Origin of the sequence: Rhizobium aureum (genome assembly GCF_030182495.1) — a bacterium.
In the GTDB taxonomy this organism is placed as follows: Bacteria; Pseudomonadota; Alphaproteobacteria; order Rhizobiales; family Rhizobiaceae; genus Rhizobium; species Rhizobium tropici_C.
This window is the reverse complement of the sequence record NZ_JAQJCI010000001.1, coordinates 329,321-348,437: the sequence shown is the minus strand read 5'-3', so window position 1 is coordinate 348,437 and position 19,117 is coordinate 329,321. Positions and strand designations below refer to the sequence as shown.

Here is a 19,117-nt window from a genome sequence, read left to right as displayed (position 1 = left end):
CATCAGCGTCGGGAAGAACGGGATCGTGAGCCTGACCTGCGGCGTTTCCGTCAAATAGGCCTTGACGACCCCGTCGCGCGCCAGACAGGCCACCGCCACGTCAACGTTGGCAGAGCTCTACAATGCGGTCAACCCAGTGGCCGCCGGTCGCCGATCGTACGGCCTGAGAGACGTCCTCCTTGTGCCTGTTGACGATGAGATCTGCCCCGGCCGCACGTGCGACCTCAGCCTGCTCGTCGCGGCCCACGGTCGCCGCCACCCATGCCCAGGCCCATTTCGTAAGGAGGACCGCCGCGTTGCCAACTCTTCATACGCGACAAGCGCCGGCTGGTTCCTCGTGCCCAGGCGATGGCGCTGTTTCGGAATACCGATGCGACCTTTGCCCAGATGGAGCGGATCGCCAAAACAGTGACATCGATCCGGGGCATCGACAGTGACACCATCAGCATCGCGGCACCCTACGTCTTTTCAATGAGACTGCTTCCGGACGTTATCAGGACGTTGCGATCCCGACAGGCCATAACTTCGGTTCAGCTCAGGTCGGAAACTATCGGGAAGTCATCGAACATGTGCTGGAGGGACGCGCGGATATCGGTCTGGGACGACTGCCGCTGGACGACAAGATCTTCGAGTGGTGCCCAATAGCGACGGCGACCAATGTCTACATCTTCCATCGTGGGCACCGGCTCTCGCAGAAAGACGTCATCAGACCTGAGGACCTGATCGGCGAACCCCTCACCTATGTGGAGCCTCAGATGCAGTCGCATCATATGAACGAAAACGCGATGCGCTACATGGGTGCAGAGCCCAACCTGGCGATCCAGTTCGATGTCACTGGGCAGGAAGTCAACTTCGTCGCCGCAGGGCTGGGCATCACAAGCAGCAACACCTTCGCCGCCCGTCAGTTTGCCGCCTTTCCTGTCGAAATCCGCCCTTTGAGCCTAGCGCTCTCTATCACTACGCCATCTTCTGGCAAAAAGGCCGGCGGCTCGGTCCGGTTCTGCAAGATGCCATAGAGATCGCTGTCGCTTGCGCCACGACGGGGAACACTAGCGTGTCATAGGAATCGTTAGCGGTTAATCTCCAGCAGTGACCTTGATGAGATCAGAGTCCTCGAGCACGGCTTAGTCGTTGAAATCCGTCTGCAAGGATAGGTTGAGACAAGCTACGGGTGTCACGATGGGAATGAGCAACCATGGGGATTGACCATGACTTCTGTATACTACAGTTCAACAACTCGATACTCTATCGCTGATCGATCGAATCCGGCCAGTGGTGATGTATATGACAAACTTTCCGACGACGAAGGAGGCGGCAAGGGATCGGATACCTCCGATATGAGGCCAACGATCGATAGCCGTCCATCTGCTTCGGCTAGTATTTTTCAAGGCAAGATCGCCATGACGGCGCTGGATTTGAAGCCGATCAACGTGGCCGAGCTTTCAGAAGACAAATATCAGGAATTCATGGAGGCAAATCAGCGCCACATAGGAGCAAATAAGAAGTACCTGGAAAGTCAGTATACGAAAACGTCCAACCCGAACTACTCAAACGACCCGCGCGTGAAACCATATGCAACGATTACAGTCGCGGACCAAGTTGTTGCAACAATTGATAATCAAGGCGTCGTTAGTACTGAAAGCAACGAGCTCGGTGAGCGAATCAACAAGCTTCTCACCGGACTTAACGAGGATGCGACATCTAGCGGCCCTGCTGCTGCTCAAAACAGGGCGGATAAAATTGCCGAGATGCTAGGTGGACGGATCGTTAAAGCGGGAACGGCAATGACACAAAGCGAGTACGGTATACTAGCAGCATTTGAGCAGCCCACTTCAACGATCGACTACCCAACGATGAAGACCGATCCACTATATGATCAACTTCAAAATCTGTATGCGAAACACGCCAACATCGAACGAGAAAGGGCTGATTATCTCGGTCGGCAGTAGACTCATGAGGCAAGCCGGCGACATACCGTCGGCTTGCCTGCTTTGCAATGGAGATATCAAGCGGTGAGGAGCGTCGTCAGGTCGTAATGCCCGCCCTATCCGTTTGCCGCATACAAAGTTTCAACGACATAGTGGCCGCCGAGAAAGAAGTCTTCGATAATGACAGCATTATCCACGTTGTTGTCGTTGGCATAACCAGCGAGAGAAAAGAACCAGAGTTCATCGCCGAACTGTGAGAACCCGAGATCGGCGTCGGTATATGTGACGAACAGAACGTCATGATCGTATGCCGTATCAGTGCGGGAAGTTCCTGTGTTGGTTATACCGTCATTGATGTAGTCGTTGCCCTGGCCATTGTATTGATACTGATCGTTGCCTGCTCCTCCCCAAAGGCGGTCACTTCCCGCGCCACCATCCATCGTGTCTGTGCCTGCGTCACCAAAGAACTGGTCGTCTCCGGCCTGACCGAATAGGGTATCGTTCCCCGCAACTCCGACAAACACGTCATTTCCCGCACCACCCTCTGCATGATCGTTGCCAGCGTCTCCTGTGAGCCAGTCGTTCCCAGCTCCTCCAAAGAGCTGATCATCGTCTGCTCCGCCGTAGAGAGAGTCGTCGCCAATTCCGCCGTTCAAAATGTCGGTCCCGGCGCCGCCATACAGAGCATCGTTGCCGTTGTAGCCATTGAGGGTGTCGTTACCGTCGCCACCGGAAACGTGTAGTCGAAGCTGAAGGATTAAAGCGTTTTCTGCAATCCCTGATAAATATTTGGTAAATTTGTTCAGCTGTTCGATTCAACCATTGAAATTGCAAAAGAAGCGCATTTGACAATTTAAAGTTTCATCAAAAATTCATTAATGACGTCAGGGGTGAAAGTAAAAATGCGCCGTTTTACGCTTCAACGTATTGGTGCCGTGCATGATGAGCAAACCACCCAAAGCGTCGTTAGTGCCAGATGGAGCTATGTCAACCCACAGAAAAAAGGGCCGGCTGATACCGCGGCCCTTGAGGTGTGAAGGTGAAAACCTCCAGAGGGGAATAGCCGAGAGCGGGTTGGGGAGGAATATCGCTCGTGCACGCACGAAGGCGCTGGCGGATCGTCGAGGCTGTTTTCATCCTCGGTAGGGAGCTGGGAAGATGACGTCCTGGTCCACCAGTACGTTGAATCTATAGCCCGGCCGAATTTGGACCGTCGGTTGAACATTAAGGGTCTTCGAGATCGTCTGTTCCGCGACCCGGCCGAAGCTCTCGGCGAAATTTCGCCGTGCTGCATCCGAGGCCGTATCCTGCGTTGCTAGCGTCGAGCTCTCCGGGACTGACATGTCGATCCCCGCCCCGATGATAGCCACCAGCGCTGCTGAACCGAATGTCCTCCAGAGATGGCGGTCAACCTTGTCCTGAAGGCCCCCATATCCTTCGGCATCTGTGCCGGCCATGCCACCGATCTGCAGGGTGGATCCGTTCGGGAAAATCAGATCCGACCAGACCACGAGAACGCGCTCCTGCCCGAACGATACCTTGGAATCGTAGCGACCGAACAGCTTGGCACCCTGCGGGATGAGGAGGCGATAGCCGGTCGCGCTGTCGTAGACGTTCTGATTGACCTGAGCGGTGATCCGCCCAGGCAGATCGGAGTTAAGGCCGGTAATCAATGTCGCCGGGATGACCGAACCGCGCTTCAATTCATAGGGCGACATCTGCGGCACGACCTGGTTCGGCAGGTAGCCGAGATCCTTGATGTCCTGATTGAAGAAATCCTCCTTCGACGTCTGCCCGTTCTGGTCGACGTTTTGGCCCAGGACGCCGGATTTCATGGCAGCAGCGTAGAGGTCCGAAGTACCGTTCGCAGCGACATTTGCCGGCTGTGGGCCAGTCTCATTAGTGGAGCTCGCTGCCTTCTCGACATCTGAGATGTCGACTTTCAGCGGTGAATCAAGCGCCGTAGCGCGCGCCTGCAAGCGGGCCATCCGCTGGCGCTGAGCCTCGCGGATATATTGTTCATCCTGTTCCCGCTTCAAACGCGCCTTCCACTCTTCTTCCGACTCAGGCCTTGGTCGGCGATCTTGCTGTTCCGCTAGTTGTCGCTCGACGATCGATTCGTGTTTTTCCATTTTCTCTTCGAGGACAGGGCTCGGTTGAAACACCGCCTGTTTCTCTGGCTCGCCGATAATTCCATCCGTTATACCTCGCTTGAGCTGGTCGCCAAAGCTGGTCGCAGGAGTGTTGGAGGCAGGCTCGATGTCGCCACGATGAAAGGAAAGGCCACGCAGCGACAGGCCGGTGACGACTACCCCTGCAAACAAAGCGATGACGATGACGGCTACGATGATCGGCAGGCGGTTGAGCCGTCGCATGCCATTCTGGCCATCGGCTTGGCCTGACGTGCCAAGCTGGAGCGATTGGACCATGTCGACCTCCTTCAGTTGCGCTGAATGATCGAAAGCGGACTGGCCGGCGTGGCGCCAGCCGCCGTTGTCGTATAAGCACGACCGAGAACGATGGAAGGTGTCGACAGACGAGCAAGAACCTGCCCGTCGAAGCCGTCAATTGCATAGGCAAGTTCGACCGGCTTGACGTCCTTTGCAACCTTGCCGTCGGTGACGACCGTGTAGCCCCACCCCTTCAGGGCTGCCTCGAGTGCGGTCGCGAATTCCGAGGTGTCCTTTTCCATCTTGATCGCCGTCGCACCGGCCGAGCCGATCTGCTCGGCGAACCGGCTTGCCATATCGCCAGCAATGGCACTCTCGGCGGCTCCGGTGATGGCGACAGGAGCTGAGCTCGTGGTCAGCGCGTCGTCGGCCGTTTGGCAACTGGAGAGTAGCGCGGCCACGATCAGAAATCCGAAGATCTTACCCATCGATCACCCTCCCCGCCAAATGGTGATCTTCTGCTGCCGCCAGCCGACGCCCGAAACGAGGACCGCCTTGTCGATCGCATAGTCGACGGTCATCATGTCGTTCTTCATCCGATAGTTCACGATCCGGTTTTGACCACCGGAAACGACGAAGAGTACCGGCGCATCCTGGCCCGAGATAGCTCTCGGGAACTGGATGTAGGTCTTCACGCCGTCCGAATAGACCCGCTTCGGCTTCCAGGGTGCGCTGCCGCTCACGGAGAAGGAAAAGTTCAGCTTGTCCGGCGCCGCTCCCGGAATGCCGCCTATCTCGAGCCTCGCATTGATGTCTGCAAGCTTGGTCGAAACATCTTCCGGATATTCGAAGCCGACACGCGCCATGTACTGACTAGGATGGGACTTGAGCTGAATGTGGTAGGTGCGTCGAGATGTCGTGACCACCATCGAGGTCACAAGACCGGGTTCAGACGGCTTGACGATCAGGTGAATCGCCTGGCCTCCGGTGGCGCCTGAGGTCGCTGGTTCCACTTTCCACCGCACGGTGTCGCCGACCAAGACGTCGCGCACGATCTCGCCCCCCTGGAGCTCAATATCGCAGACCTGAAGCGGCGAGCAGACGACGGAGGGCTGGGTCTCGCCGAATAGGAAGATGACTTTGCCATCCGCCCCCGTGGTCACCAGGCCGGACGTTCCCCGCCATTTCCGAGAGATATTCGTGCCCTTCACCTCATTGTTCGTCATGCTTTGCGCCTGCGCACCCGCCACAAAGGCGAGTCCGGCTATGCAGCCAGCGGCCGCGATCAATCCTTTTTTTTGCATTCAGATATCCCTGCCCTTAAAGCTGTGCCGTCCAATCGAAATCCCGGACATAGAGGCCGATCGGATTGAGGCGGATCGTCGCCTCATCCTGTGGCGCGGTCAGCGCGACCGTTGCGATGCCTCGGAACCGCCGTGTCCCGGTTTCTTTGCCCTTCCGGTCCCGCTCGTATTCCGTCCAGTCGATCTGGTAGGTCTGATTTGAAAGGGCCACGATGTTGTTGACCTCAATGGCAACTGTCGAAGATTTCGCCTTCTCGAAAGGCGAATTGCCACGGAACCAGGCGTTGATTTTCTCAGTCGACGGATCGGAGTTGCGAAGAAGGGCGTAAACTCGATCGATGTATTGCTTCTGCACCACGGCATCGGGCGTGATTGAGCGGAAGCTGGTGACGAAATTGCCGAGCGTCGAGCGCACCACGCGCACATCGGCATATTCGATTTGTTCGGGGAAGCCAGCTGTTACTGCGGTTCCAAGCTTATCAACCTCGACAATGTAGGGGACAAGCTTCACTTGGGTGCTAAGATACATTGCGTAGCCGAAGCCGATCACGGCCATCGCCAGGCTAAGGATGCCGACGATCCGCCAAGCGGCGGCCGCCTTTACATAGGAGCCATAGCGTTCGTTCCATTCGAGGCGTGCGGCAAGATACGGATTATCAGGGGCGCGGTTCGCTGCCATTTATCCTTTCCCTCGTGATTACGGTTTTTCATTGCGTTCAGGAAGCGGCTTGGGTCCGCTGTGGCCGCTGCGCTGTTCATCGAGCTTCGCGTTGGCAAGTCCGAGAATGGAGCCGGCATAGGCGCCGGGAGAGCCGATTGCCTTTTCCTTGGCCGCTGAGCCGGCTGCCTGCGCACCCGAACTGAAGCCCGCACCGATGCCGCGAAGTGCTGCACCAGCGACGGAGGAGCCGGCGGCCCGCGCGGCCTGGGCCACCGCGAAGCCGGCGCCGGCAGCGCCCGCGGCGAGGAACCCAGCGCCGGTGGCGAAGGACGCCGCCTGCCCACCATGGTGGATCGTTTCCATGCCGCCGCTGACGGAGGCTCCCTGGACAACGCCTTGAATGATGTTCGGCACATACATGGCGATGATGAAGACTACCACGGAAATGCCGGCGATCGATAAAGTGGTCACGAATTGATCGGACGACGCCGTAGGAGCATTCGCTAGCCCTAAGAGGACCTGCGACCCGATCTTGGCGATCATCACCAGCGCCATCAGCTTCATGCCGACGCCGAAGGCATATATGAGGTAACGGACGGCGAAGTCTTTCGTGTAGGACGAGCCGCCCAACCCCAGCATGATCATGCCGGCGAGCAGACCAACATACATCTCGACCATAACCGATACAAAGATCGCTGCGACAAGGGAAAAGCAAATGACGACAACACCCATCGCAAGTACAGCCGCGATCGCCAACGAATTGTCCTCGAAAACCCCGAATTTCGCCTGTTGTGACATTTGCGAGGCGACTCGGATGCCGGCGTCGAATATTTCGGCGGGTGAAGCAGAACCCCCGCCTGAGCCGATCTGAAAAAGGCTGTCGACCACCGCACGTGCAAACGTCGGGCCTTGCGTGAGAACGAAGCCAAAGAACCCGATGAACATGATCCGCCTTACGAGTTCGGCGAACCAACTATCCAGTGAGGCGGCCTGGATCGCGAGCCAGACCGCAGCGATCCCGATCTCGATCGTCGCGAGGATCCAGAACAGCGATTTCGCCGCATCCGTGATGGTGGTCTCCCATCCCTTCGCAGCAGCTGACACCTGGTTTTCCAGTTCTGTGAGGACCTGTCCCTGCTGTGCGAACGCCGGTGCCGCGCAGGCGAGGCAGACAAGTCCGGCGATCAGGAATGAACGTGCAAAATTCCTCTTCACCATCTTGAACGCATCTCCTGGCCGTCCTTGATTGGTGGCAGCTCCTTGCCGGAGCCGAAGAATTTCTCGCGAAGGGCACGTTGCTCCTCGCTGAGGGCCGGTTTGGCTGTGCCCGTGAAATCAGCAATCAATAGGATCGCAGCGATGGCGGCAAGCAGCAGGCCAATGAGGACGGCGCGGCTCACCAGCGGGGCTCCATTTTCTGACCTTCGGGAATGCTCTTGACCTCAGCATTGAAGAACTTTTCACGCCGCGCCTGAGCCAAATCCTTGTCGGTCTGCTCCGTCTGGAGCCAGGTTCCCATCATCGTTATCTGCTGGGAGACGAGACCGCGAAGCTTCTGCATCTGCGCGACTTGCTGGGCGGCAATTTCATGCCCGACCTGCAACGCCTTCATCTGCCCATCGGCCGTCTCGGACATCGATCTCAACGAGGACATCGTTTCCTCCTCGCTGTCGAATTGCCCGGCCGTCAGGCTCGCCGCTCTCAGGGAGCTGGCAATGGTCTCGCGATTGGTATTTGACCAGGATTGGTAGGTCGAGGAGAATGTGGCATTATCCGGCAAGTTGGTCTTGAGATCGGCATAGCTTTGAAAACGCTGCTGAAGAACGTCGTCGGCGTTGCCCATCGAAAACGCGATGCCCTGCCCCTGGTCGACGATACTGCGCAGCTGCTTGAGATCGCTTTCGACCTGTCCCCAGACATGACCAGGAAGCTGGGCCGTGTTTTGCAGCATGTTCTGGTAGATCTTAAGCTGGTTTTCGATCTGCTCAGCGAGCTGGCTGATCTGCGTCAGCTGATTGTCGACCTGGATGCCCGAACTCTTCATGAGGTCCACGAGTTGCGCATTGTTGGCGAGCTGCGTCCATTCCGTCGCAGCACCGGTGGCGGTCCCCGCCCATGCTGAAGCGGCGGCTCCGATCGTCAGGGTAGCGACTGCCAGGCAGGCGAGCCAACTATTCGGACTTGAGTAGCGATTCGGCATCGTGAACTCCCCTCGTTTCAAGCCAGCGGATTGGCCAATCGCGGCCATGTTCGGATTTCAGTGCGCGGATGCGCTTCAGGTCTTCTTTGCCGGAGGCGCCGACGAAGCTCAGCGCGACCGGCCCAAGTGACATGTCGAAGAGGCGCCGGCCTTCCGGCGTTGCCACGTAATATTCGCGCTTGGCGATCGAGCCTGATACGATCTCGATCTGGCGCTCGTTGAAACCAAGCCGTTCATAAAACTCCCGCGTTCCCGGCTCACGAGCGGCCCCGTTCGGGAGGCAAATCTTGGTCGGGCACGACTCCTTCAGGACATCGATAATCCCGGAGCGCTCGGCGTCCGAGATGGATTGGGTCGCAAGGACCACTGCGCAGTTGGCCTTGCGCAGCACCTTCAGCCATTCGCGGATCTTGTTGCGGAACACGGGATGGCCGAGCATCAGCCAAGCCTCGTCGAGGACGATGAGACTGGGAGACCCGTCCAGGCGCTTCTCGATCCGGCGGAACAGGTAGGTCAGGACCGGGACGAGGTTCCGCTCGCCCATGTTCATGAGCTGCTCGATCTCGAAGGTCTGGAAGGCACCAAGGGTCAACCCGTCTTGCTCCGCATCGAGGAGCTGCCCCATCGGCCCATCGACGGTGTAGTGATGCAGTGCGTCCTTGATCTGGCGCAGCTGCACGCCGCTCACGAAATCCGAAAGCGAACGACCGGAGGCACTCGCCATCAGTCCGATCTGACGGGAGATGGCGTTGCGATGATCGGGCGTGATGGTGACGCCCTGCAGGCCGACCAGCATCTCGATCCATTCCGTCGCCCAGGCCCGATCGGCGTCGCTTGCGAGTTCGGACAAGGGGCAGAAGGCTAAGGCCCTATCGTCTCCTTCGGCGTCGCCGCCAATCTCATAGTGATCGCCGCCAGCTGCGAGCGTCAGCGGCAAAAGCGAGCTTCCTTTGTCAAATGCAAAGATCTGAGCTTGGCTGTATCGCCGGAACTGCGCAGCGATTAGCGCCAGAAGCGTTGACTTGCCGGAGCCGGTTGGTCCGAAAATCAGCGTATGGCCAACATCATCGACATGCAGGTTGAGCCGGAATGGAGTGGAGCCGCTGGCGACCTGCATCAATGGCGGCGAATTCGGTGGATAGAACGGGCATGGGGCGATCGGGTTTCCCGACCACACCGAGTTGAGCGGGATCAAATCCGCGAGGTTTCTCGTGTTGATCAGCGGTTCGCGTATATTGCAGTACCAATTGCCTGGCAGACTGCCGAGAAAGGCGTCGGTCGCGTTGAGCGTTTCGATCCGAGCGCCAAAGCCTTCAGCCTGAATCAGCCGGCGGATTGCTTCAGCCTTTTCCTGCAGCGCCTCGCGATCGCTGTCGAACAGCACGATGACCGGCGTGTAATAGCCGTAGGCAACCAGTTGCGATGAGGCCTGAGCGATGGCATCCTCCGTCTCGGCCACCATCGTCATGGCATCCTGGTCCATCGACCGGCTTTGCGTCTGGAATATCTGGTCGAAGAACGGCCGGACCTTCTGCTGCCATTTCTTGCGTGTGCGCTCGAGTTTTTGCCGCGCCTCCTCCGCATCGAGAAAAATGAAGCGGGACGACCATCTATAGGTCAGCGGCATGAGGTCGAGAATATTGAGAATGCCTGGCCAGCTCTGCGCCGGCAGACCGTCGATCGCCACGACGCCAAGGCAGCGGTTTTCGACCTTCGGTGTCAGGCCGTGCTCAAGTTCGGCCGTCGCGATCCAGTCGACATACATGGGAATATTCGGAAGCCGGATTGGATGGTTCTCGCCGGTAATGCAGAAGCGGACGAACTGAAGCAGGTCGTCATAGCGGGCAACCCGCTCCCCTCCCCCCTCGATCGTCTCACGGGTTTCCATCCGTCTGATCGATAACGTGTTCGCGAAATACTGCTCGACTTCACGGACGGCGTTCTTGAAAACGAACAGCACCGTGTCCGCGTAGGATTTCTTCCGGCTCTCTTCATCCGAATAGATATATTTGCTGAGGGCGGTCTTCCTGGACTCAAGCGGCCGGTAGGTCAGGATGAGGGCGTGCTTGCTCTCGAAATGCCCCTGCTCGCGCTCGAAATGCGCCCGGCGTTCTGCATCGATCGCACGCGTGACCGGATCGGGGAAATGGCAACGATCTTCCGATGGATAGTCGACCGTCGGAATGCGGATGGCCTCGACCTGAATCATCCAGCCACTTCCAAGCTGCGACAGCACTGCATTGATCTGCCGCGACAGGTCGTTGCGTTCGAGGTCGGTTGCGCTTTCCGAATCCGGCCCGGCGAAGTACCAGCCGGCCATCAGGCTCCCGTCCTTCAGTAGGAGCACGCCATTGTCGACGAGGCCAGCATAGGGAACGAGGTCGGCGAAGGATGGACCGGTCGCGCGGAAGCGTTTGAGTGCTGCCATGGCCGTCTCCTCAATACCGGCGCCAAGGTGATGTGGTCGCCTTGTAATAGGGCCTGTAGGAAATATGCCTAATGTAGACCTGCCGCATGAACGGGTCGGACTTCGCCATCGTCCTGAGAAGTCCGACGACGACAATCCAAACTGCAACGCCGAAAAGCGCCGAATAAACGGTCAGCACCACGAAGATCAGGATGACTGCGGCCAGACCGGTGAGCAGCACCAGTTCGCGGTCGGCCCCCAGTAGGAGGTTCGGACGCGAAAGCGCACGGTGGATGCGGTTGCGCTGCAGGCTGGACAGGGAGTCAGCCATGAATCCTCTCCCCCTCTGAGGGCTGTCGGGTCGATGTGAACTGCCCATCAGGCAGTCCAATCGAAGCGCCGGTGGCGCCGAACAGGCCAACGATATTGGTGGCGCCGAGCAGGATGCCGGCGACGAGAACGACATAAACCAGTCGTCGCGCGAAATCGTTGAGCTCGCCGCCGAAGATCAGCATTCCGCCGGCGATGGCCACGGCGGCCAGTGCAATGGCGCCGGCGACCGGACCGGTGATCGATTCCTGGATTTGCTGCAATGGCCCCTCCCACGGCAGGCTGCCGCCGGAACTAGCGAACGCGGGCGCAACGGTGGCAAGAACGAAAGGCATGGCAAGCAGCGCAATGGTGAAACTCACGTTCTTAGGCGACATGGGGTGCTTCCTCTTTCTCGGTGAGCGGGTCGGATTCGATTTCGTATTGGCCGTTGGTGAAGCGCTCGACCTGGATGACGTCGCGAACGCGCCGTCCTCGCGGTGTCCGTTCGATGGAGATGACGAGATCGACTGCTTCGCCGATCACTTCGTGCATCGGCTGCTGGCTCATCTCGGCGGTGAGTTGCTCAAGCCGCCGCAACGCGGATATGGCCGTGTTTGAGTGAATGGTTGCCACGCCGCCCGGGTGGCCAGTGTTCCATGCTTTAAGCAATGTGAGAGCGGCACCGTCACGGACTTCTCCAACAACAATCCGATCGGGACGCAGGCGCATGGTGCTCTTCAAGAGCCTCGCCATGTCGACTGCGTCACTGGTATGAAGAAGAACGACATTCTCGGCCGTGCATTGGATCTCGGCGGTATCTTCCAGAACGACGAGCCGATCCTCCGGTGCGCTCTTAACGATTTCTTCGATCACCGCATTCGCGAGGGTTGTTTTGCCCGAGCCCGTGCCACCGGAAATGACGATGTTCAGCCTGGAGGAGATAGCGCTTCGGATCGTAGAGGCCTGATCCGGTGTCATCACGCCGGAGCGCACATAATCGTCGAGCGGGATCAGACGCGAGGCGCGCCGGCGAATCGTGAAGGCAGGCTTGGTCACCACCGGCGGCAGCAAACCTTCGAACCGATGACCGCCGATCGGGAGCTCGCCTGAGATGATCGGCTGTTGCGTGTCGACTTCCGATTGAAGTGCGTGGGCCACGGTGCCGATCACCATTTCAGCTGCTGCCGACGACATCTCGCCGGCCGGAGCGATACCGTGCCCCAGCCGCTCGATGAAAAGCTTTCCATCTGGATTGAGCATAATCTCGACGACGGTTGCGTCATCCAGCGCTACACAGAGCTGATCGCCGAGCGCTTCTTGAAGTTTGCGGACAAGCCGGGGGTGAGAACGAAGCTGGTTCACCGATTTCTCCTTACGCTGCCTGGCTGCTAGGGGTGAATTCCGAGCGGTAGCTGAAGGGGCGGAGCTTCTGAAACGTCCTGTCATTGGCAGGCAAGATACCGGCTACTGCCATGGTATTACCGATCTTCCTGGGTTCGTCCAAGCGTTGGAGCGGCCAACCGACACGAGCGAGTATTCGCTCGAAGCGGACATCGGTCACCGTAACGATTTCCGCGAAGTTGTTCGCCATGCACCATTCGATAATGCCTGCAAACATGGTCAGGGTCGCTTCATGCACAGAGCCCTCTCCCCTGCCCTCCTTAAGCGCAGTGTTGACGCAAAAGCGGGAGCTTTCGATCATCGCGTTATGCGCATTCAGCTGGCCGTTCGGGAGAAGCGAGGGAAAGACCTCCGTCACCATGGTCGGACCAAGCGCCGGGAGCAGCCTTGCACATCCCGCAACTTGGCCACCGTCAGAAATCGCGAGGACGTAAGTCGGCCCAAGAGCGTCGAATACATCTGACTCGCATCCCGCAGTTACCTTGACGTCCCAGCCTAAGCGACCGGAGAACACATGGGCACGAAGTTTGTGATGGCTGTGGAGGAGGTGTGCCTCTTGGATCGTCCGGGGCGTTGAGAACGCGACAACTCGCATGAACTTCTCCGTCGTTGTTTCTTCTGCGTAGAAATCAGCACAGATTGGAATCGTGCGGCAGTTGTAGAATCCTACAATGCGGCGGTGCGATTCGCGGTCGCTGTATACTCGGGGAAAGTCGGTTCGAGTACGATTTGGCCTCTGATGTGAGCAGACTCTTGCAGGTAGCGTTTTCTGGCCAAAGTTGCCGCCGCCTTCAAACTGTTCCTCGCCACGCCTGCCACGCGGCGAGTAGGGCAGAATGGAGGCGTCAAGGCCGCTCCCAGCGACATGGTCAACGGCTTAGTCTGGAACTGAACATCCTGCGCCGCCCGGACGTCGTTGTGGATCGCAAGCAGTTTGGCCATTGGAATGCGATCTAACCCAATTCCGCAAGCATTTCGGAAAAACCAACATGACATTGCCTGTCGAGCGGGTCGCCACTTTGCGATCTTTGCGCAACGATGATCGGCAGTCCCGACCCGTGATGGATGACCTCGTCCAAGCCCTGCCCTACCACGTGGCGGTTAAACGCCCCTACCGTTCCCGGCGAGTCTTCTGGCTACGTCAGAGCTACCAATAACAAGTGCCGTCCAGCGGCAGACGAACACGGACGGTCGTGAGGTTGAGACGATCCCACCGGGCGACACCCTAGAAATGTTGGAAACAAACTCGTTCCGGGAGTGAGTAGCCGCGTTTACTGCGCCAACCACTGATATTCAGCGATCGAAGCCTTGCCTGATCTCTTGTCGTATAGGCAGATCATATTGACCATCTTCTTGGACTCCGGGTTCTTTTCGCGGAGCAGAATGGCAATCTTTCCGATGACATCATCGAAAACGACTGGTGCGGTCGCCTCGGGAGAGACCATGCGAGATTGACCGATGCAGGTGCCGTTCGCCTTAGCGAAGAGGGCATTCCAAGCGGCGTCGCTCGAGGCATTCGCAAGTGGAGCGAGAGCGAACATGCCAATTGCTGTGGCAATGGTGGTCTTCAGCATCGAGAAATTCCTCATGTCAATCCGAGTCATGCCGTATGCCGGCGATCCGTTGTTCATAACAAACGATGGCAACATGAGGGCTGCATCCTGCCGTCCTCGCTGGTCAGAGTAGCGAACCTGGGTTACATCCCATCCTAGATTCGGTCGAGGCCTCCGTCACCAGCGGAAGGCCGTTTTTATAGGTGTGCCGCAAGGGGATAAATCTATCCAACGCAGCGGTTTCGTCGCTGCGATCACCGCAGCTGCGGCCATATAACCAGTCGCTGAGCGCGATCCGTTCTCAAGCCGCGACGACCCGAAACGAGGGCGCTGGTGCTGAAGTTGCCTGACTTCGATGTCATCGGCATTGAGGGCTCGGCCACGGTCCTTCTCGTTGTTCGGGATTGGCATCGGACCCGTGCCGGACTGCCCTCCTTGTTCGCTGCGATCTGAACCGGCGGTCGGGCGTTTCAAGGCCTGTCGCGCCGAGTGGCGTCCGACCCAGCCTCTCTGCGCGAGGGCAGGCTCGAGCGGATCGCGAGCGCCGATTGCTTCTTCCCCGATATCGGCGCAGTCATTCGGCACGGCGGCAATCAGGCCCACTATCCCCGGTCATGGACTACATCCAGATGCCGCCCTTTGAGGCGTTTCGCGACGCTGCCGGATACACGGCCGTCCTCAGCCATGAGGCGACCCACTAGACGCCGACAGAACATCGCGTGGGACGTGACCTGTCGCGCTATGCCAAGGACCGGACGGAGCGGGCGCGGGAAGAACTCATCGCCGAACTTGGCAGTTGCTTCCTCTGCGCCGACCTCGGTGTCGCGCCGGAGCTCGAGCCGCGGCCGGATCATGCTTCTTATCTGCAGTAGTGGCTCTCGGAGTTGGCCAACGACAAGTGGGCGATCTTTCAGGCGGCAGCGCATGCGAAACGCGCTGTGAGCTTTCTGCATTCCCAGCAGCCGGAAGCGGATGTGAAGACCGCGGCCTGCCGTTCAAGCGTGGTCGTCACCACCGGTGGCGGCCGCGTGGTCCATATCCGCTGCTCCTTGATACCTTGTGCGATGTTAGCACCAAGCCTTCCCAGATCGACGTTTTTGAAGCGTCGAGTTTAGGTTTACGGGACGGTTTGCGTTCAACGATGGACGGCTTGGTCTGCTGACGCATTGATCCTCCAGGTAGCGATTCGCGAGGGCAACGACATCGCACGAGGCGTGGTGGCAAGCCGGCCGATGTTTGCGAAGGGCCCGTTCCCCAATTGAAGCGTCTAACGACGACGGTGCAAGTGCGGCATGGCGCAGGCTAGCATCCCTACCCAAGGCAAATGCGGCGGAACGCCATTGCAATATCCCTTCCGTGAGAGTTTCCGGCAACCCATCTGCGGGCTCGATGAGGCATGTCTGACCGGAGACCGGCTGCGCCTCGATCGTCTTCCCGCAACGACAACTCGCCGATTTCTTACCCCGGAAGGCTGCACCTTCCTCCTCGCCCACTAACAAATCGGCGACTTGCCGCCCTCCATTTCATTGCGGCCCTATCGGGTGCGGTCCGATCGCCACCGGTCTTTGCGACAGCCATCGAGGCCGCGATGGGCGCGGCCCGATACACAAGAAAGGAATACAACAATGGCAACCATCGGTACCTTCACCTCCGCCGAAAACGGCTTCACCGGCTCCATTCGCACTCTCGCCCTCAACATCAAGGCCCGCATCGCCCGGATCGAGAACCCTTCCGACAAGGGCCCGCAGTTCCGCGTCTACGTCGGCAGCGTTGAACTCGGCGCCGCCTGGCAGAAGACCTCCGAGCAAGGCCGCGATTACCTCTCGGTCAAGCTGGACGATCCGAGCTTCCCGGCTCCGATCTACGCAACGCTTGCCGAGGTGGAAGGCGAAGACGGTCTCCAGCTCATCTGGTCCCGCCCAAACCGGGATTGATCGACGTAACGGGGCTCCGCCATCGGCGGAGCCTTTTCCCCTATCCGAATAGCAGCGCGCGATTAACGCGCGTCGAAGCTAGCGAGGATCTTGCGCAATTGCGCGTTCTGCTCGATGAGCTTCTTTGCAAGCTGACGCTGCAAGGTAGCGACTTCCGCATCGAGGTCGGCCATTTCATTCGTGAGTGATCTCGGGCCGGCAGCAGCGGCAGCAGCTTGCTTCAACGCTGTTGCCGTCGTCTCTCATTTGCGGTGGAAAGGGATCATCCTTTTTCCGCGAAGCGAGACGAGTTAGCGGAACGGCCGACCAAACGGTGTGCGAGGCGCGGGGCGCAGTCGGTCCCGCCTCCCCTTCGGGCCACGATGTTGAGGCTCCTGCGGCTGCGCTATTCCCGGCCTCGCACGACGAGAATTCCCGAAATCTCGCCCGACGGGCGAACGCTCGCGCTTATTTCTCCGATACTCTTCATCTTTCTGGATCAGCCCTGCTCACGGCGCTGTGCGCCGATCCGATCGCAAAGGCTTAAGACGGCTTTCCAACCCATGAAGCCGGTTCTCGCCGATGCAGGCCTTCATGTCTTCACGCCGGAACCAAATCGCGCGGCCGCATCGAAGCGGCGGGTTTCCCGCAGTGAACACGATCTGCTCATCGGCGCGCATCTGGAGAACCTCATGCGGCTGGATCAGCGGCCGCGCAGCAAGCTGTTTCGATCGTGTTCGCGACGACCCCTTCGACTGGAAGCTGTGACTGACGTGATCGATTTCGACCGTGGTCATGCCGCATCGTCGCGAGATGTAGTCGGCAGTGTCCGGATCGTTGATCGCCGCGAACGAAATCCAGCTTGCGCTTTCGAACCATTTGCTTGCGGCATCGCGACCGCCATAGGTTTCCCGCATCTGCCCGATCGACTGGTAGATCATGACAAGCGTGATGCCGTACTTTCGGCCGACATCACGCGCCGTCTCCAGAATGCGCATGTAACCCAGTCGCGCCACCTCGTCGAGGAGGAAGAGTGCCCTGCCTTGGACCTTGCCGTCGCGATTGTAGATCGCGTTGAGGAGCGAGCCGATGATGACCCGCGCGAGCCCGGAATGCGTCTCCAATGTCTTCAGGTCGATGTTGATAAACACATCGGTCTTACCGTCTGCAACCGCCTCCGTCGAGAAGGCCGAGCCCGACACGAGTGCCGCATAGTTGGCGTACGACAGCCAGTGTGTTTCCTTGACTGCATTGGCGTAAACGCCGGAGAAGGTTTCCGGCGTCATGTTGACGAAGGCAGCGACGTTCTCTCTCACAAAATCCGAGTTCGAGTTGTCATAGATCGCTTGCAGCCGCTCGCGCAGTTTCGGTTCCGGCTCGGCCAGATTCGAACGGACCTGGCGCAAGGTCTGGTGCTCCTGGTCGGTGTGACCTGACAGGCAGACGTCGGCTATCAGCGCGGTCAACAGCTGAAGTGCGGATGCGCGAAAGAAGTCGTCGCGGACATTACGCGGGCCGCCGCTGTCGCTCATGATCCACGATGCGACCGAAGCGATATCCTCCTCTTTGGTTCTGCCGTACCGCCCAATCCAGTCAAGCGCGTTGAACCCGGTTTCCGGTTCCTTCGGATCGAGTATGCGGATGAAGCGCGCGGCGGATTTGCGGTGTCCATGCACCATCGGCGCGACCTCGTTCGAAGGGTCCAGCACGACAAGGCCGCCCGCCCATTTGAGGGCCGTCGGGATTGTCACGGATGTCGTCTTGAAGCCACCCGAACCGGCGAACACGATGCCGTGCGACGATCCGAACGAACCGTCGAAACACAGCAGCGGTGACTTGCCGCCGGCGCCCCAGGTCTCGGTGTCGTCTGCACCGAACGAGCGCGCTGCCGTGGTATCCTTGTCGACCCGGTAGCGTTCGCCGATGACGATGCCTCCAGCGTCGGGGAAAAGTTTTGCTGCGTTCTGCATTTTCATCCAGTTGGCCTCACCGTGCAGCGCCCGTTGTCCCCGGATGCGCTTCGGCGCGGAGCGCGCGAAGGCGGCATTGCCGATTAGCGCGACCCGCAACGCGAAGCTTCCCACCATCAGTGCCGCGGTCACGCCGATCAGGGTTGCGGGGTCGAGATATGAAATGATGGACTCGCCCGGCGGTACCTGACCGGCGAACGGCATAAGCCGTGCCATCTCGCGTATTGCCGCGATCAGGATCGTTGCCGTGCTTCCCGCAACGACGCCCCAGCCTGCGAACTTAATACCGCTCGCGCCGGCACTCGCGAAGAGAAAAATCACGCCGACGACCGCGGCCGTAACATAGGGAATGGCGATGCCGGCCCGGCCCAATGTCAACCTCGCGGTCTCCGTCTTACCGAAGGCCGAAAGCCACTGCTCGATCCCGGTCATGCCGATGACGGTAAGCATCATCAGCACGATCGGTGCGGCGGCGAGAGCAAGCTTATTCGCTCTCATCGCTAAACGCCTTCACTCCGATCGCGATCAACCGCGCCCGTTCGCCTTCGTCAGACCTCAGACGTGAGCGAAGTTCGATCAATGCTCCGAGCAGCAGCGCGCGTTTCTCGTATCGCAAGCCTACCTTGACGATCAGGCCGCCGAGTTCGATTTTCTCGCGGGTGTCCTTCTTGCGCGCGTCCGATGTCGTTGTTCTCGCCATCCGCTCAAGCCTCGCCATTGCCGCCCTGAGCCGTGCCAGGCGAGACCGCCGCGGTCGATGCACCCGCCGCGCCTCCGCCATCGCCTTTTTTGCCGCCAGTCGCGGCCTCGCTCCCGCCATCCTGGCTTCCTCGGAGGCGCTTCGCGATGTCCTCGAAGGCTACCTGAAGATCGGCTTCGTCGCTCTCGATTTCTCCGAGACCAGCCTTCAAAGCAATGCGGCCGATCCGCTCGGCCTCGCGCGTTTCCGCAGCCTTGAGCTGCTCCTGCAGCTTGGCGATTTCGTCGCGGATTTTCGAGGAAGGTCTCTTCATTTCCGATCGTCTCCTGGCTGAGAAAGCGTGTCTTTGAAAGCCAGTCTTTCGGATGAGGGTGCGCG

General features: G+C 59.0%; 22 protein-coding genes and 1 pseudogene. 4 read left to right on the top strand and 19 right to left on the bottom strand.

Features of this window, described 5'->3' with window-relative positions:
- Window positions 1-100 precede the first annotated feature (100 nt).
- Window positions 101-247 carry a hypothetical protein gene (locus tag PH552_RS01675; RefSeq protein ID WP_285165420.1) on the bottom strand — a complete coding sequence of 49 codons (147 nt, stop codon included), beginning with the start codon at window positions 245-247 and terminating at the stop codon, window positions 101-103.
- A 259-nt stretch (window positions 248-506) separates the two neighbouring features.
- Between PH552_RS01675 and PH552_RS01670 the strand changes: the two genes are divergently transcribed.
- Both PH552_RS01670 and PH552_RS01665 read left to right on the top strand, forming a co-directional pair.
- Window positions 507-1,016 (top strand): LysR substrate-binding domain-containing protein, encoded by a 510-nt coding sequence (locus tag PH552_RS01670; RefSeq protein WP_113248595.1) that lies wholly within the window; start codon window positions 507-509, stop codon window positions 1,014-1,016.
- A 192-nt stretch (window positions 1,017-1,208) separates the two neighbouring features.
- Window positions 1,209-1,949, top strand: a complete 741-nt coding sequence (locus PH552_RS01665; protein ID WP_285165419.1) for a hypothetical protein — start codon at window positions 1,209-1,211, stop codon at window positions 1,947-1,949.
- 95 nt (window positions 1,950-2,044) lie between these two features.
- Here PH552_RS01665 and PH552_RS01660 read toward each other — a convergent pair whose 3' ends face one another.
- The 14 genes from PH552_RS01660 to PH552_RS01590 all read right to left on the bottom strand — a co-directional run bounded on the left by PH552_RS01660 (window position 2,045) and on the right by PH552_RS01590 (window position 14,177).
- Window positions 2,045-2,686: a calcium-binding protein gene (locus PH552_RS01660; RefSeq protein WP_285165717.1), complete on the bottom strand. Its 642-nt coding sequence runs from the start codon at window positions 2,684-2,686 to the stop codon at window positions 2,045-2,047.
- A gap of 375 nt (window positions 2,687-3,061) precedes the next feature.
- On the bottom strand, window positions 3,062-4,357 hold the full coding sequence (gene trbI, locus PH552_RS01655; protein ID WP_113248592.1) for an IncP-type conjugal transfer protein TrbI: 1,296 nt from the start codon (window positions 4,355-4,357) through the stop codon (window positions 3,062-3,064).
- Window positions 4,358-4,368: 11 nt separating this feature from the next.
- Window positions 4,369-4,806, bottom strand: a complete 438-nt coding sequence (trbH, locus tag PH552_RS01650; protein WP_113248591.1) for a conjugal transfer protein TrbH — start codon at window positions 4,804-4,806, stop codon at window positions 4,369-4,371.
- Window positions 4,807-4,809: 3 nt separating this feature from the next.
- Window positions 4,810-5,622, bottom strand: coding sequence for a P-type conjugative transfer protein TrbG (gene trbG, locus PH552_RS01645; protein WP_113248590.1), 813 nt, complete (start codon window positions 5,620-5,622; stop codon window positions 4,810-4,812).
- A gap of 16 nt (window positions 5,623-5,638) precedes the next feature.
- Entirely contained in the window at window positions 5,639-6,301 is a 663-nt protein-coding gene (locus PH552_RS01640) for a conjugal transfer protein TrbF (RefSeq protein WP_113248589.1), read from the bottom strand.
- Between the two features lie 18 nt (window positions 6,302-6,319).
- Window positions 6,320-7,501 carry a P-type conjugative transfer protein TrbL gene (trbL, locus tag PH552_RS01635; protein WP_113248588.1) on the bottom strand — a complete coding sequence of 394 codons (1,182 nt, stop codon included), beginning with the start codon at window positions 7,499-7,501 and terminating at the stop codon, window positions 6,320-6,322.
- Window positions 7,495-7,683: an entry exclusion protein TrbK gene (trbK, locus tag PH552_RS01630; RefSeq protein ID WP_112342860.1), complete on the bottom strand. Its 189-nt coding sequence runs from the start codon at window positions 7,681-7,683 to the stop codon at window positions 7,495-7,497. Before trbK ends, trbL begins: the two co-directional genes overlap by 7 nt.
- Window positions 7,680-8,483, bottom strand: coding sequence for a P-type conjugative transfer protein TrbJ (gene trbJ, locus PH552_RS01625; protein WP_113248587.1), 804 nt, complete (start codon window positions 8,481-8,483; stop codon window positions 7,680-7,682). The genes trbK and trbJ overlap by 4 nt, the downstream gene beginning before the upstream one ends.
- Window positions 8,455-10,911, bottom strand: coding sequence for a conjugal transfer protein TrbE (locus PH552_RS01620; protein ID WP_113248586.1), 2,457 nt, complete (start codon window positions 10,909-10,911; stop codon window positions 8,455-8,457). The genes trbJ and PH552_RS01620 overlap by 29 nt, the downstream gene beginning before the upstream one ends.
- A 10-nt stretch (window positions 10,912-10,921) precedes the next feature.
- Window positions 10,922-11,221 carry a conjugal transfer protein TrbD gene (locus PH552_RS01615; RefSeq protein WP_112342863.1) on the bottom strand — a complete coding sequence of 100 codons (300 nt, stop codon included), beginning with the start codon at window positions 11,219-11,221 and terminating at the stop codon, window positions 10,922-10,924.
- Window positions 11,214-11,597: a TrbC/VirB2 family protein gene (locus PH552_RS01610; RefSeq protein WP_112342864.1), complete on the bottom strand. Its 384-nt coding sequence runs from the start codon at window positions 11,595-11,597 to the stop codon at window positions 11,214-11,216. The genes PH552_RS01615 and PH552_RS01610 overlap by 8 nt, the downstream gene beginning before the upstream one ends.
- Window positions 11,587-12,564, bottom strand: coding sequence for a P-type conjugative transfer ATPase TrbB (gene trbB, locus PH552_RS01605; RefSeq protein WP_113248585.1), 978 nt, complete (start codon window positions 12,562-12,564; stop codon window positions 11,587-11,589). Before trbB ends, PH552_RS01610 begins: the two co-directional genes overlap by 11 nt.
- 10 nt (window positions 12,565-12,574) lie before the next feature.
- Window positions 12,575-13,198 (bottom strand): acyl-homoserine-lactone synthase, encoded by a 624-nt coding sequence (gene traI / locus PH552_RS01600; protein WP_113248584.1) that lies wholly within the window; start codon window positions 13,196-13,198, stop codon window positions 12,575-12,577.
- Window positions 13,199-13,874: 676 nt separating this feature from the next.
- On the bottom strand, window positions 13,875-14,177 hold the full coding sequence (locus PH552_RS01590) for a hypothetical protein (protein WP_113249047.1): 303 nt from the start codon (window positions 14,175-14,177) through the stop codon (window positions 13,875-13,877).
- 504 nt (window positions 14,178-14,681) lie between these two features.
- On the opposite strand from PH552_RS01590, the pseudogene PH552_RS01585 reads away from it, so the two are divergent.
- Window positions 14,682-15,145 (top strand): annotated as a pseudogene (locus tag PH552_RS01585) (zincin-like metallopeptidase domain-containing protein); the annotation flags it as partial.
- 636 nt (window positions 15,146-15,781) lie between these two features.
- The gene (locus PH552_RS01580) at window positions 15,782-16,090 is read left to right on the top strand and encodes a DUF736 domain-containing protein (RefSeq protein WP_112342867.1); all 309 of its coding nucleotides are present in this window, start codon (window positions 15,782-15,784) and stop codon (window positions 16,088-16,090) included.
- Between the two features lie 62 nt (window positions 16,091-16,152).
- Here PH552_RS01580 and PH552_RS01575 read toward each other — a convergent pair whose 3' ends face one another.
- The 4 genes from PH552_RS01575 to traC form a co-directional block, all read right to left on the bottom strand.
- On the bottom strand, window positions 16,153-16,314 hold the full coding sequence (locus PH552_RS01575; protein ID WP_186450781.1) for a hypothetical protein: 162 nt from the start codon (window positions 16,312-16,314) through the stop codon (window positions 16,153-16,155).
- Window positions 16,315-16,578: 264 nt separating this feature from the next.
- Window positions 16,579-18,537: a Ti-type conjugative transfer system protein TraG gene (gene traG, locus PH552_RS01570; protein ID WP_113248582.1), complete on the bottom strand. Its 1,959-nt coding sequence runs from the start codon at window positions 18,535-18,537 to the stop codon at window positions 16,579-16,581.
- Window positions 18,524-18,739: a type IV conjugative transfer system coupling protein TraD gene (gene traD / locus PH552_RS01565; protein ID WP_113248581.1), complete on the bottom strand. Its 216-nt coding sequence runs from the start codon at window positions 18,737-18,739 to the stop codon at window positions 18,524-18,526. The genes traG and traD overlap by 14 nt, the downstream gene beginning before the upstream one ends.
- A gap of 4 nt (window positions 18,740-18,743) precedes the next feature.
- The gene (traC, locus tag PH552_RS01560; RefSeq protein ID WP_113248580.1) at window positions 18,744-19,052 is read right to left on the bottom strand and encodes a conjugal transfer protein TraC; all 309 of its coding nucleotides are present in this window, start codon (window positions 19,050-19,052) and stop codon (window positions 18,744-18,746) included.
- Window positions 19,053-19,117 lie beyond the last annotated feature (65 nt).

Excerpts from the sequence above, each read along its gene's own strand:
- trbG (WP_113248590.1), bottom strand. The coding sequence starts at position 5,622 with ATGCAAAAAAAAGGATTGATCGCGGCCGCTGGCTGCATAGCCGGACTC.
- traD (WP_113248581.1), bottom strand. The coding sequence starts at position 18,739 with ATGGCGAGAACAACGACATCGGACGCGCGCAAGAAGGACACCCGCGAG.
- PH552_RS01620 (WP_113248586.1), bottom strand. The coding sequence starts at position 10,911 with ATGGCAGCACTCAAACGCTTCCGCGCGACCGGTCCATCCTTCGCCGAC.
- PH552_RS01665 (WP_285165419.1), top strand. The coding sequence starts at position 1,209 with ATGACTTCTGTATACTACAGTTCAACAACTCGATACTCTATCGCTGAT.
- trbH (WP_113248591.1), bottom strand. The coding sequence starts at position 4,806 with ATGGGTAAGATCTTCGGATTTCTGATCGTGGCCGCGCTACTCTCCAGT.
- PH552_RS01580 (WP_112342867.1), top strand. The coding sequence starts at position 15,782 with ATGGCAACCATCGGTACCTTCACCTCCGCCGAAAACGGCTTCACCGGC.
- traC (WP_113248580.1), bottom strand. The coding sequence starts at position 19,052 with ATGAAGAGACCTTCCTCGAAAATCCGCGACGAAATCGCCAAGCTGCAG.
- trbL (WP_113248588.1), bottom strand. The coding sequence starts at position 7,501 with ATGGTGAAGAGGAATTTTGCACGTTCATTCCTGATCGCCGGACTTGTC.
- traG (WP_113248582.1), bottom strand. The coding sequence starts at position 18,537 with ATGAGAGCGAATAAGCTTGCTCTCGCCGCCGCACCGATCGTGCTGATG.
- trbI (WP_113248592.1), bottom strand. The coding sequence starts at position 4,357 with ATGGTCCAATCGCTCCAGCTTGGCACGTCAGGCCAAGCCGATGGCCAG.
- PH552_RS01640 (WP_113248589.1), bottom strand. The coding sequence starts at position 6,301 with ATGGCAGCGAACCGCGCCCCTGATAATCCGTATCTTGCCGCACGCCTC.
- traI (WP_113248584.1), bottom strand. The coding sequence starts at position 13,198 with ATGCGAGTTGTCGCGTTCTCAACGCCCCGGACGATCCAAGAGGCACAC.
- PH552_RS01615 (WP_112342863.1), bottom strand. The coding sequence starts at position 11,221 with ATGGCTGACTCCCTGTCCAGCCTGCAGCGCAACCGCATCCACCGTGCG.
- PH552_RS01610 (WP_112342864.1), bottom strand. The coding sequence starts at position 11,597 with ATGTCGCCTAAGAACGTGAGTTTCACCATTGCGCTGCTTGCCATGCCT.
- PH552_RS01590 (WP_113249047.1), bottom strand. The coding sequence starts at position 14,177 with ATGCTGAAGACCACCATTGCCACAGCAATTGGCATGTTCGCTCTCGCT.
- trbJ (WP_113248587.1), bottom strand. The coding sequence starts at position 8,483 with ATGCCGAATCGCTACTCAAGTCCGAATAGTTGGCTCGCCTGCCTGGCA.